This window comes from Enterococcus sp. DIV1421a, assembly GCF_051711025.1.
GTDB lineage: Bacteria > Bacillota > Bacilli > Lactobacillales > Enterococcaceae > Enterococcus_B > Enterococcus_B hirae.
The window spans coordinates 2855505-2868934 of the sequence record NZ_JBIOLU010000001.1 but is presented as its reverse complement, the minus strand read 5'-3'; the positions used below and the strand labels follow the sequence as shown (position 1 = coordinate 2868934).

Here is a 13430-nt window from a genome sequence, read left to right as displayed (position 1 = left end):
ATAAGGCTTCCTCCTTCATTAAAAAGTGAATAACTAGTACTAATTTATCATTTTTTCATATAGTTTTCCACAGAAAGAGCAGAAAAAATTTTTTATTTGAGATTATCCACAAAATTAAGAGAGAAAAAAACAAAAAAAATCACAACGAGGAAAAATACTTATCCACATCACTAATCAACAGGTGGATAAGTGTGTTTTAAAGACAGAAATCCCAGGTAGGTTGTGGATAAAAAATCGTTGTTTATCAAGGAGTTAAGCATTCAATTCACAGATAAATGACTGTTTGTGGATTACTTTTTTTACAGGTGTTTATTCTGTGTAAAAAACCCTAAAAAATAATTGTGGATAAATCTTGTGTATAACTTTTTCCACAAACGAATCACACGAAAAAAAACTAAACTGTGGAAAAATAGAATGCATAAATCCAGAAGTTTCCTTTCATTTTATATTGACAAATTACCTTGATTGTCGTTATACTATCAAAGTATGTCTGTGTTTTAACAGTAGATAAGAAATTTTGGAGGTGGAATACATGAAAAGAACATACCAACCAAATAAACGTAAACGTCAAAAAGTTCACGGATTCCGTAAACGTATGAGTACTAAAAATGGCCGTCGTGTTTTAGCAAGCCGTCGCCGTAAAGGAAGAAAAGTTCTTTCAGCTTAAGCCACTGGGGTTTCAGTGGTTTTTTTTATGCCCTTTTTTAGGGAAAAGCTGAAAGAATAAAGAGAAATATGTTATGATTATGGACGTAAGTGAAAGATAGAAAAGGAAAGAAAACGAATGAGAAAAGCGTATCGAGTCAAAAAAGAACGAGAGTTTCAAAACGTATTCCATACAGGAACGTCATTTGCTAATCGTAAATTTGTCGTTTACCGCTTAGAAAAAAAAGACCAGCCACATTTTCGTGTCGGGCTTTCAGTAGGTAAAAAAGTGGGCAATGCAGTATGTCGCAATGAGGTAAAACGTAAGATTCGTGCGGCGGTCTATTCTGTAAAAGAACAGATCGATCCGGAATTGGATTTTATCGTGATTGCAAGACCAAGTGTCAAGGGACTAACTTACGATGAGATTCGTTCCAATCTAGTCCATGTCTTAAAACTTGCAAAAATAATCGATAGAGAGGAAAAGAGTAAGTGAAGAAATACAAACGTTTACTTTTGATGGCAGGCATTATCAGTCTAGTCGTTGTCTTATCCGGTTGTGGAACTGGAGAAGTAAGTGCACAAAGCACAGGAATTTGGGATCGCTACATCGTTTATTATTTTGCAGAAGCGATCAAGGCATTGTCATTTGGAAATGCAGGGATTGGGATTATTTTATTCACTTTGATCATTCGTGTGATCTTGATGCCGTTGATGCATTTTCAAACCAAGAGTATGCGAAAAACCCAAGAACTTCAACCAAAATTAAAAGCACTACAACAAGAATATAGTTCAAAAGATCCTGAGACACAAAGTAAGTTACGTGAAGCGCAACAACGTTTATATGCGGAAAATAATGTGAACCCATATGCTGGTTGTTTACCGTTGTTAGTACAGATGCCGATTTTGATGGCGTTATGGCAATCGATTTCACGTGTGCCTGAATTAAAACAAGGAAACTTTTTATGGTTAAATCTAGGAACAGCAGATCCAACCTTTATTTTACCGATCCTTGCTGCGGTATTTACTTTTGCAAGTACGTATCTAAGTAGCATGAGTCAAATTGAATCAAATGCATCAATGAAGATCATGAATTTTGTGATGCCTGTGATGATCTTAGTTATGGGGGTCAACTTAGCAAGTGGTCTTTCATTATATTGGGTAATATCTAATGCTTTCCAAGTCGTTCAAACATTACTAATCAATAATCCATTTAAGATTAGAAAAGAGCGAGAAGAAGAAGCTCAACGTATTCGTGAAAAAGAACGTGCGTTGAAAAAAGCCATGAGTCCGAAGAAAAAACGTAAAAAATAAGGGAGGGAATGCTAATGCCGATTTATGAAGCTGCGACAATTGATGAAGCAATCCAACTTGGTTTAAACGATTTAGGATTGGATAAAGAGAAAGTTGAAATTGAGATACTAGATGAAGGTAAGAAAGGATTTCTGGGGATCGGGCGTAAGAATGCTCGTCTTAAGATCGAACCTTCAATTAGTGAAACTGTTTCAGAAGCAATTGAAGAAACGGTAGAAGAAGTTTTAGAAGAACCTTTAGAAAAAACGATAGAAGAAACTGAAACCATTGAAGTCTTTACAGAAGACCAACCAGAAGAAGTAGAAACCAGTGAATTAGGCGATGAAGCAGCTTTAACGGAATTAGCAGTCTATCTCACGGATATTACCAAGCAATTAGATGCGCCAGCTTTAGTAAAAATGACCCGCGAAGCAAATACCGTCGTTTTTCAATTAGATACACAAAAACAAGGGATTTTAATTGGCAAACACGGCAAAACATTAAATGCGTTGCAGTATTTAGCCCAAGTTTTCATTCACCGTATTGCTAAAAATAAACTATCTGTAGTAGTAAACGTTGGTAATTATCGTGAAAAAAGACAAGAAATCATTCAACGCTTAGCAGATCGTACTGCCGAAAAAGCAATTAAATCCGGTCAACCAGTCTTCTTAGAACCAATGCCGGCATTTGAGAGAAAACAAATCCATGCGGCATTAAGCAAGAATGAATATGTGAAAACTCATTCTGAAGGAGACGAGCCTTATCGTTATCTAGTAGTAGAACCTGTAAAAAAACGATTATAAACACTAAAAGAGTTTGCTTCATTAACAAATGCTTGTTAATGAAATAATGCTTGATAAATAAGAGAAGTTTAAATCAATGAAGTAGCGAAAAAGTAAACTGATTACTTTTTCGCTACTTTATTTTTGTTGTGTTTTGCAAGAAATCTTTTTTTCTCTGTTTTCTAAAAAAAAGTTTCTTTCTCCAAAATAATCTATGTTACTGTGAATACGACTGGGGGAAAAGGAAGGGAAAAATGGAAGAGAAAAAAAGAAAAAAAATGATAAAAGATATCGAAAAAGCTCGTGAAAAATATGTAAAAAATGAACAAAAGTATATTGCAGAAATGTCGCATGTCTTTAATCAAAAATGGAATTGGACTTCCAATATGCTGGATAATGAGGCTGGAGTAAAATATGATAACCTTATAGAGTATATGTATTTGTATAAAAAGGTAGTTGAAAAAAATCCTGAACAGTTTACAGAAAATGGTAGAGAACGAAAGAACTTAATAAACTCTTTAAACGGTAGTATAGGATGTAGTTACGATAACAAATATTTTAAGCCATGCATGAAAGACTTGGTAAATAATGATCCGGATAGTTTTTTAGTTATACCAATCATGTATAACCGAAGAGCAGGCGATGTTCATAGTGTCAGCCTGCTTATTCAAAAAGAAGACAATAAAATTAAAGTGCGCGTTTGTAATAAAGGAGGTCAACTTGTACCTAATGAAGCGCCAAATGTTGATGGAAAAATTTCTCTTGAGCATTTAAATAAAATAGCGTCGTTTTATCAATGGGAAAACTGGAATGATTTTTCCGATAAAAAGAAATTAGACCTTTGGAAAGGCGTTAGTAAGGAGGATAAAGCAGAATTTGTAGAGAGTTTCGCAGCAGTAGAAAAATTGTGGGTAGATCTGGATACCAAACAATTAAAATCAATCTATGTATATGAGTTTGAAGAATCAAAAGAAAACATAGAAGCCATTTCAAAAGCTGTTCGTATAGGAAGATATGCTCCTACATGGCGAGATTTTTTAAGTTTGTCCCGAAAAGAAGGTGTGAGCTTTGGAAGCTTTTTTCAAGATAAATATAATTTGTTTTTTCATAAGACAACAGAATTTCCGTTAAAAGAGCTTCATCATCATGCATCAGAATGTAAGTTTGAAAATTATGTTGCAAGGTCACAAATGACAGGGGCATGTATCGTAAAAAATATAGGATTAGCATTCAAATATACACTAGGTTATAAAACTAAGGCAATTATTAAAGACAAAGAGTATGATCAATGTAAACAAATTGAGGGTATGGATGAAATGCTGCTAAAAGTTGCTAAAGATGAGGTCAAGAACCAGAGTTATAGTGATTTACTTGATCAGAATTACGCGTTTTTTCTTAAAAATAAAAAAGAATTGGCGCAAGAGACGCCAAGCATGAAAATAGTAAAAAAAGAATTGTTAATAGATGTTGTAAATGAAGCTGGAGAAAAAGTTGGAGACGTGCTTACAAACCAGTTTCTTATAAATCAGAAAGATGTTAAAAACGAGTTACATAATAGAAAAACGGGTGAAGAATACCTGAGAAAAGTTGCTGCTGTAAATAAAAAAGTTTCAAAAAAGAAAAAAGCAGAAAGACTAAACTCTGGATTGGAAAGATAGAGGTAAACCCTCCTGAATAGGGATAAAATAAATGTCGTTTTATCCTATAGTTGAAAATTCATTCGATCATACATAGAAGATCAGTTATATTGAGAAAAACAAAATTTAATGGTTGATATGCGTGGTTCTTTTTAGGAATCACATTGACAAACTTTTTTAAACAAAGTATATTTTATTAGAAATCATTCTTATCGGAGTATACGATGCTTAAGTAGTCTTACTTTGATAGAAAAAGCACATGGAGGTTAGCCTTCGTGTGTTTTTTTGTAGAACTGAGATGAGATAGCGATTTGTTTTGAATGGCTATTTTTTATGTTGAATAGTCGTGAAAAGGATCGCGACGATACAAAGGATGAAATAAAAAGAATGTACAATATCCTCAAATCAGAATGAATGTATAAATGAAAAAAATTTTTACGATATTGTAAAAAAGCAGAAGTTGTCAGAGTTCTCTATTTTCAATACTTGTGTCTTGTAACTAAATATGATAACCTATGTTCAGAATTTAATCATGGACAAGCAGTCAAAGTGCGAAGTTCACCATTTATTGTAAAGGGTGAAGTGGGCACTTTTTTTGTGCGTAAAATTAAAAAGGGAGTGAAAAAATGGCTGAAATTACTTTAGAATTTGATACGATTGCTGCAATTTCTACCCCACCAGGAGAAGGAGCGATCAGTATTGTTCGACTTAGTGGAGACCAAGCGGTAGCGTTAGCAGATAAAGTCTATCGTTGTGGCAAGAAAAGCTTATTGGAAGTACCTAGTCATACGATTCATTATGGGCATATTACTGATCCGAAGAATGAACAGATCATTGATGAAGTGATGGTTTCTGTTATGTTAGCACCTAAAACATTTACTCGTGAAGATGTCGTTGAAATCAATTGTCATGGTGGGATCGTAGTCGTAAATCAAATTTTACAACTGCTATTACGAGAAGGAGCAAGACTAGCTGAACCTGGAGAATTTACAAAAAGAGCTTTCTTAAATGGTCGTGTAGATCTTTCTCAAGCAGAAGCCGTGATGGATTTAATTCGGGCGAAAACGGACAAAGCAATGGGATTAGCTTTAAATCAATTAGATGGCAATCTTTCTTCGTTGATTCGTTCATTAAGACAAGAGATCTTAGAAACATTAGCACAAGTAGAAGTCAATATCGATTATCCTGAATACGATGATGTGGAAGAATTGACTACACGATTATTGCTTGAAAAAGCGACGATGATCCAACAAAGGATCCAAGCTTTACTTGCTACATCGAAACAAGGAAAAGTCTTGCGTGAGGGATTAAGTACAGCTATCATCGGTCGTCCAAATGTCGGAAAATCAAGCTTGTTGAATCACTTATTGCGAGAAGAAAAAGCAATTGTAACAGATATTGCGGGAACGACACGAGATGTCATCGAAGAATACGTGAACGTTCGTGGTGTACCATTGAAATTAATTGATACAGCAGGAATCCGCGAAACAGAAGATCTCGTGGAACAGATCGGAGTAGAAAGAAGTCGAAAAGCATTATCTGAATCGGATTTGATTTTATTGGTCTTGAATCAAAGTGAGCCACTGACCAGAGAAGACGAGCAGCTTTTAGAAGCTACTAAGGGTTTGAAACGGATTGTACTTTTAAATAAAACAGATTTGCCGCAAAAGTTAGAAAAAGAAGAACTTGATCAATGGTTAGAAGATGAACCGGTGTTTGCCGTTTCTGTGGCTAAAAATGATGGTTTAGATCAATTAGAAACAGCCATCGCTGACTTATTCTTTGGTGGGCAAACCGGTGAAAGAGATGCTACGTATGTATCAAATACCAGACATATTGCTCTACTTGAAAAAGCATCAATTTCATTAGCAGAAGTAGTTGCTGGGATTGAAGCAGGTATGCCTGTAGATCTTGTTCAAATCGATATGACACGCTGTTGGGACTACTTAGGGGAAGTCGTTGGAGACAGTGTACAAGATGAATTAATCACTCAATTATTCAGTCAATTCTGTTTAGGAAAATAAAAGGAGGAAATGTACTTGAATCATTATCAAGCAGATACTTATGACGTCATCGTTGTAGGGGCAGGACATGCTGGTTCAGAAGCAGCGTTGGCTGCAGCCAGAATGGGCTCCAAAACGTTATTACTAACTATCAATCTAGACATGGTGGCGTTCATGCCATGTAACCCTTCAGTCGGAGGACCAGCAAAAGGTGTCGTAGTGAGAGAAATCGATGCTCTTGGTGGCGAAATGGGTAAAAATATCGATAAAACGTACATTCAAATGAGAATGTTAAACACAGGAAAAGGGCCTGCTGTGCGTGCTTTAAGAGCGCAAGCAGACAAGCATGCTTATTCCGCAGAAATGAAGCATACGATAGAAAAAGAACCTAATTTGACGTTGCGTCAAGGAATCGTCGAAGAATTAATCGTCGAAGAGGGCGTTTGTCGAGGTGTGGTGACGTCAACTGGTGCTTGCTACCAAGCAAAAGCTGTTGTTATTACTGCTGGTACAGCTTTACGAGGCGAGATCATCATTGGAGAATTGAAGTATTCATCTGGACCAAATAATTCACAGCCTTCTGTTGGATTAGCTAATAATCTAAAAGAATTAGGTTTTGCGATTGATCGTTTCAAAACAGGAACACCTCCTCGGGTTAAATCAAGTACGATTGATTATTCAGTGACTGAAGAGCAACCTGGCGATAAAGAACCAAATCATTTTAGTTTTAGCACGCCAGATAGTGCGTACAACTTAGAACAAGAATCTTGCTGGTTGACTTATACCGGTGAAACGACTCATAAAATCATACGTGATAACTTGCATCGTGCACCGATGTTTACTGGAATCGTTGAAGGTGTGGGCGCTCGCTATTGTCCATCGATTGAAGATAAGATCGTACGTTTTGCAGATAAACCAAGACATCAATTGTTTTTAGAACCAGAAGGCTTGCATACGGAAGAAGTATACGTTCAAGGATTATCGACTTCATTACCAGAAGATGTCCAAGTGGATATGCTACACTCTATCGCAGGACTGGAAAAAGTTGAAATGATGCGTACGGGATATGCGATCGAATATGATGTTGTCGAACCCCATCAATTACGTCCAACGCTCGAAACGAAAGTCATCGAAAACCTTTATACTGCAGGTCAAACGAATGGGACTAGTGGTTATGAAGAAGCAGCGGGCCAAGGGCTGATTGCTGGAATCAATGCAGCGCTCAAAGTCCAAGGAAAAGAGCCTTTGATCATCAAACGCAGTGATGGTTATATTGGTGTTATGATTGATGACCTAGTGACTAAAGGAACCAATGAACCTTATCGCTTGCTCACTTCACGTGCTGAATATCGTTTATTATTACGCCATGATAATGCAGATCTACGTTTGACGGAGATGGGACACCAAGTAGGTTTAGTCAAAGAAGACCAATACCAAGCTTATCTGAAAAAGAAAGCTGCTGTTGAAGCAGAAATTAAACGTTTGATGACTGTCCGGATCAAACCGACAGAAGAAGTCCAAGCATTTTTGGCAACTATCAATGCTGCGCCATTAAAAGACGGGGTTTTAGCGAGTGACTTTTTGAAGCGACCTGAAATTAGCTACAGCGATTTAATGTTGTTTATTCCGGAAAATGAAGCATTGACAGCGAAAGAAATTGAACAAGTTGAAATTCAGATCAAGTACGAAGGATACATTAAAAAAGCACTTGAAAAAGTAGAAAAATTAAAAAGAATGGAAGCCAAAAAAATACCAGAAAATATCGACTACGCAGCAATTAATGGATTGGCTACAGAAGCAAAACAAAAACTACAAAAAATCCAACCAGAAACCATTGCTCAAGCTAGCCGTATCAGTGGTGTAAACCCCGCTGATCTAAGTATTTTGATGGTCTACATCGAACAAGGGAAGATTGCGAAAGTCGAAGTGTAATGCAGTGATACGAAAGGATTCGTGAGAATAAATAAGTCCTTATCGTATCGACTGACTCCGTTTTTGACTCCGTATATCACGCATTCATGTAGGAGTCGAACAATTCAACTGTTTCTTCTTGTCGATTTTTCGATACTTGGATATAGATGTCCATGGTTGTCTTAGATGAAGAATGCCCTAATCTATCTTGCACGTCCTTTACTTGAGCCCCTGCTTCAAAAAGCAATGTGGCATGGGTCTTTCTAAAGCCATGGACTTTGATTATTTTCATATCAGGGAACTTCCTAGCTACTTTACTCATTACATGATTAGGGTAGCCCTTATACAGGAAGTCCCTTTTTTATTTGCTTTAATAGTGCTGATAACAGGTACATCATCCATATTATCGATTCTGATACCTCTTGAAAGATTCTTTTTTATGACGGTACGTTTCCACTTCTTAAGTATGGTCAAAGTCCCGTTGTCTATTGTGATGGTTCTCTTGGATGACTCTGTCTTTGTAGGATTTATACATAGAAAGCCATCAGATAGCTCTACTAGCGTTTTATTGAACTGCACAGTCTTTTTATCAAAGTCAATGTCTTTCCACGTCAGCCCCAGTATTTCCCCCTTCCTAGCTCCTGTATAAGCAGCTAGTCTAAAAAATGCTAGAGCACGATCATCTTTCAGCTCTTGCAAGCAATCAAAGAATTGTCGAAGCTCTTCTTTCGTGTAAAACTCCGCTTCGATTTCAGTAGAACTGTGGCTAGACTTAGGTGTAATGGTACGTTCCATGGGATTGGTCTTGATCACGCCAATCAATATACCGTAGTTGAATACCTGTGAAGTGATTTGTCATTTGTTGTACTATTGTATTTTGAATATTATCTAAATAAAGCTCATGTATATGTTGAAATACTGTATACTGATATGGGAATGTCAAACTACTCCCACATTTTAATCGTCTGAATTTTATATGGAATTCTTAGAAAGTACAAGCTAACTAGTATTTTTGGAATCTCCTTAAATGAAATACATATAAACTGGGAGTAAATGCTATAATAGTCGCTATATAATCTTTTTATTTAAAACAGTAATAAAGAATATTTTAGGAGATTACGTCAGTTTTTCCTCTTGTATAACATTAAAGAAAGTAGAGAAAAAAGAATGAAAAAGGTACTACTTACAGTTAGTTTGTTGGCTAACGTAGCGTTGACTGGAGCATTGATTTATACCAGTATAGAAATACAGAAGCTTGATGATCAACGGGAGAACCTTACAATAGCCAATGATCAGTACAAAAGAAAGTTAGATGACATGGAGATACAGGAATCTGAGGTAAGTTCTACAAGCGATTCTAATGCTTTGGTGAATAATGATTCTGTCAAACGTATTCCAGAAAGTAGTACAGCGTCAGCAAAGAATTCAAATGATAGCATAGAGTTGCATAACCATCTTTATCTTTTTGATGATTTTAATGGCACTATTAAAGAAACTGGAGAACCCGCTCATATGTCGGAACACTTTACTAGGAGTTCTGTAACAATATCAGATAGTAATGGCACCTATAATGCTACTTTATTTGATAATAATGATGGTACAGCGCAGATTACAGATTTAAACGGTAATATTTTGTACAGTGGAAGTTGGAAGCCTACCAAAGCACTTGAGATTCTATCACTGAAAAGTTCACTCCAAAATTCCACAAGAAATGATTTAGTGGCTTTTTTTGCTCAAAGATCATGGAATAGTCCAGAAATTGCAAGACTGGCTCAAACTGCTTTAAAAAATGCCAGTGCTCAGAACATTTCAAATGAGCAATGGCAACAAATTTCCAATGATATTATTAAGCAATTAGAAACTATGGAGAATGGTAACTAATTATACTTAAATATTGGAACAGGTGATTGGATTATTAAGCATGTCTTGTATTAGAGTTAATTGTCCTACCCCGTTAATAACTGACCGTGTCTTAGGAAATACCTTCAGGTAGTAAAAGCTATCTGGAGGTTCTTTTTTTCGGTTTATGGTATCCGCTTATATAAATCGTATCTGAAATGAAACAAGATATACTTGTATAAGCATTGATATAAACACGTTTCTGTTATTTCAGATAGTGATAATTAAGATACGTACATTATCTAAAAATAAATTTTAAATTACTGTTTAGTTTGTTTTTTATTGTAATACCTAATGGAAATATTTATATGTATATGAGATGATAAAAGTCAGAAAAACATTTAAAAGTAACATTTCCAAATCATAAGTGTTTCGATATGTATAGTTACAAATAAGGTTGTATTTTTCCTAATACATGTCTAAAGTCAATATTAAGAAAAGGAGAATCATATGATAAAAATTCATGGAAACAGCCATCGAAGAAAAAATATCTATAGATGAAAATTACAGATTCTTAGGTAATTATTTTAAATAAAATAACAACTAAATAAATTAGTTGTCTGTGAGTAAAATAGCAAATATAAAAGTATTGGTAAGTTAATTTTTATCAATATTTTATATTTGCTATTTTTTAAAGTTATCATTCTTTTATCTTAAATTGGTTAGGACGACATGTTCAGGTGAGAGTTCTCTTCAAAAAATATAAGCCAATTAAAAGTTTTGTGTTATACTAAGTTCAAATTTATTGAACAAAAAAGAAATTTATAACATGAAGTTGGCGGAGATGGATATGTCGTATTATAGAACAGTGAAGTTGAAATTATGTGAAGGAACAATATTAAATGATTTAACAAAAATAGAAAATGATATTTTAATTAATAATCCAGTTACGTATATATATTTCAATTTAAGAAATAAAATAATATACATTGGTGAAACTAGTAGCTTCAAAAATAGACATAAAGAACATTTAGCTGAAAAAAATCCCAAAATCAATTATCGACTATTTACTGATTGCTTAGTGATCTATTCAAAATTATTTCACAAATCAGCTATCTTAGATTTAGAATCTCTATTACTTAATTACATGATTGCAGAAGCAGATAAAACTAAGTTTGTTTTTGCGAATGGAAATAATGGACAAACAAAAATAACTTATGAGAATAAGGAAGAAATTTTGACCAGTGTATTTTATGAATTGTGGACACATGAGTTATCTGATTTAGGATTAGTTAATAATCGAAATCTTAATGAACTAAGAGAGAGCCTGTTATTTAAATATTCTCCTTTCAAACAGTTATCTCTTAAACAAAAAGAGATTATTGGAGATGTAGAAAAAAATTTATTTACAAAATTTTTAGTCGAAGCTCCTGCAGGTTCGGGTAAGTCCGTTTTATTTACAAATCTAGCTTTTTCTTTAGCAGATAAGTATCCTGATTTGAAAATAGGTGTAGTCACTACAGGCAATTTAATCAGACAATTTAATTTAATCTTCAAATCAATCAATTTGAATAGTAGATTGACTGTAAAAACTGGTTCACAATTGATAACAGATGCTAAGAAAAAGCATGAAAATTTCGATATTATCATAGTTGATGAAGCACATAAGTTAAAAAAATTTTATAAAAAAGGTCATCCCAATGCGAGAAGGCATCTTAACAAGGATGATGAAGAGATTACGCTTCTTGAGGAAATTACTGAAGGTTTAGTTTTATTATATGATCCTTATCAAGGGATTAAACCACAAAACATTAGCCCTTCAGAGGTTCGGAGATTAACCAGTAATTATCAGAAACTCTCCATGTCACAACAGTTTAGGATTGGGGGGAACGGTTGCTTTTCTGGAGAGGACTATCTAAAAGGAATTTTGTATGGTCTTCAGTTAAGCGAAGAAAGAGATTTTAACCAAGAGGTATTTAAGAATGATTACTTTGGAATTGTGAACAGTTTCAAGGAAGTGATTGACTATGTAGATGATCATTCTCATGCATATCCTGAAACAACTAATAGGGTAATAGCAGGATACTGTAAAGAATGGATATCCAGTATAAGCAAAAAAGCCAACAAAGGAAAGACGTTAGAAGAACTACCTTATGATTGGGAGATTGATGGTATTAAGAGAAGATGGAACTCTACTTATGAAGATTGGGTTAAAAAACCTAATTCTGAGAGAGAAATTGGATCTATACATGCAATTCAAGGTTATGACCTTAATTACTCTGGAGTAATAATAGGTAATGACATTACGGTTAAAAACGGAAAAATAGTTGCGGTTCCTGAAAATTATAAGGACATTGGAGGAACACCTCTAAAAAAAGAATTTTCTTTGTCCGAATTAACTGAGTATATTTTGAATATATATTACGTTCTTCTTTCAAGAGGAATCGATGGTTGTAGAGTATATTTTGAAGATAAAAAAGTAGAAAAGATATTTAAAGAACGTCTTAGTTTATAGAAACATCTTAACTAGTTATGATGAAGTATTTGAACAGGTGATTGATTACTAAGCATGTCTTGTATTAGAGTTAATTACCCTACCCCGTTAATAACTGACCGTGTCTTAGGAAATACCTTCAGGTAGTAAAAGCTATCTGGAGGTTCTTTTTTTCGGTTTATAGAATCCGCTTAAGTGAAATGTATCTGAAATGAAACGGAGATAAAGTGTTTTTTTGCTGTAATGACAAGGTTTTAGCTGTTTCAGATACCATATAGTCAAAAATAGTTTATTGAGAAAATAGGAGAGTATTTGCTACTAACTAGTAGAAAAAAATGGAAAAAAAAAGTACATGTAATCATTTCAGATAATCTGAAATAAAAAAACATACAGCCATGTAGTGGTACTGTATGTTTTTAAATTCTCAGCGGGCTTGTTTTGACTCCGTGTCTGACTCCGTCGTATTGATTTTAAATGATATTCGATGACCATTTAACAGGTCATTTTTGAAATTTTTGTCTCTATATGACTCAGTTTGATAATTATTGATAGATCAATTTGGGTCTACATCGAACAAGGGAAGATTGCGAAAGTGGAAAACCTCTGATTTACGGTTTTCCATAAGTAGCTCCATTGGAAAATTAGCCGAAGATTTCAAAAAATAGGAGGAACTATTTTTGGATTCTCCGGCTTATTTCTCAGAGCTAGATACTCCTGTTAGAATCTCTAGAAGATAGTTTTTTTTCGTCTTTTTAGCAACGATACTAGTAAAGAGAAATCTTAGCACCATCAATGGACAGGAGGTATTTTGCTTTTTGTCCATTTT

The 13430-nt window shown here is 34.6% G+C and carries 9 protein-coding genes and 1 pseudogene; 9 read left to right on the top strand and 1 reads right to left on the bottom strand.

Annotation, left to right across the window (positions count from 1 at the left end; all coding sequences use genetic code 11):
• Positions 1 to 532: 532 nt before the first annotated feature.
• The 7 genes from rpmH to mnmG all read left to right on the top strand — a co-directional run bounded on the left by rpmH (position 533) and on the right by mnmG (position 8292).
• Positions 533 to 667 (top strand): 50S ribosomal protein L34, encoded by a 135-nt coding sequence (rpmH, locus tag IGK21_RS12970; protein WP_002293121.1) that lies wholly within the window; start codon positions 533 to 535, stop codon positions 665 to 667.
• 117 nt (positions 668 to 784) lie between these two features.
• Positions 785 to 1141 (top strand): ribonuclease P protein component, encoded by a 357-nt coding sequence (rnpA, locus tag IGK21_RS12965; RefSeq protein ID WP_010720505.1) that lies wholly within the window; start codon positions 785 to 787, stop codon positions 1139 to 1141.
• Complete coding sequence (locus IGK21_RS12960; RefSeq protein WP_010720506.1) at positions 1138 to 1959, top strand: YidC/Oxa1 family membrane protein insertase; 822 nt, start codon at positions 1138 to 1140, stop codon at positions 1957 to 1959. Before rnpA ends, IGK21_RS12960 begins: the two co-directional genes overlap by 4 nt.
• Positions 1960 to 1973: 14 nt before the next feature.
• Positions 1974 to 2741: an RNA-binding cell elongation regulator Jag/EloR gene (gene jag / locus IGK21_RS12955; RefSeq protein ID WP_010736774.1), complete on the top strand. Its 768-nt coding sequence runs from the start codon at positions 1974 to 1976 to the stop codon at positions 2739 to 2741.
• A 233-nt stretch (positions 2742 to 2974) separates the two neighbouring features.
• Positions 2975 to 4378 carry a hypothetical protein gene (locus IGK21_RS12950; protein ID WP_181914737.1) on the top strand — a complete coding sequence of 468 codons (1404 nt, stop codon included), beginning with the start codon at positions 2975 to 2977 and terminating at the stop codon, positions 4376 to 4378.
• A 605-nt stretch (positions 4379 to 4983) separates the two neighbouring features.
• Positions 4984 to 6381 carry a tRNA uridine-5-carboxymethylaminomethyl(34) synthesis GTPase MnmE gene (gene mnmE / locus IGK21_RS12945; RefSeq protein ID WP_063627679.1) on the top strand — a complete coding sequence of 466 codons (1398 nt, stop codon included), beginning with the start codon at positions 4984 to 4986 and terminating at the stop codon, positions 6379 to 6381.
• Between the two features lie 15 nt (positions 6382 to 6396).
• The gene (mnmG, locus tag IGK21_RS12940) at positions 6397 to 8292 is read left to right on the top strand and encodes a tRNA uridine-5-carboxymethylaminomethyl(34) synthesis enzyme MnmG (protein ID WP_034697655.1); all 1896 of its coding nucleotides are present in this window, start codon (positions 6397 to 6399) and stop codon (positions 8290 to 8292) included.
• A 76-nt stretch (positions 8293 to 8368) separates the two neighbouring features.
• Here mnmG and IGK21_RS12935 read toward each other — a convergent pair.
• Positions 8369 to 9120 (bottom strand): annotated as a pseudogene (locus IGK21_RS12935) (site-specific integrase); the annotation flags it as partial.
• A 318-nt stretch (positions 9121 to 9438) separates the two neighbouring features.
• Here IGK21_RS12935 and IGK21_RS12930 point away from each other — a divergent pair.
• A complete protein-coding gene (locus tag IGK21_RS12930; protein WP_115233182.1) occupies positions 9439 to 10152 on the top strand; it encodes a hypothetical protein in 714 nt (237 codons plus the stop codon).
• An 802-nt stretch (positions 10153 to 10954) separates the two neighbouring features.
• Positions 10955 to 12625 carry a DNA/RNA helicase domain-containing protein gene (locus IGK21_RS12925; RefSeq protein ID WP_229109194.1) on the top strand — a complete coding sequence of 557 codons (1671 nt, stop codon included), beginning with the start codon at positions 10955 to 10957 and terminating at the stop codon, positions 12623 to 12625.
• The last annotated feature ends 805 nt before the right edge of the window (positions 12626 to 13430 follow it).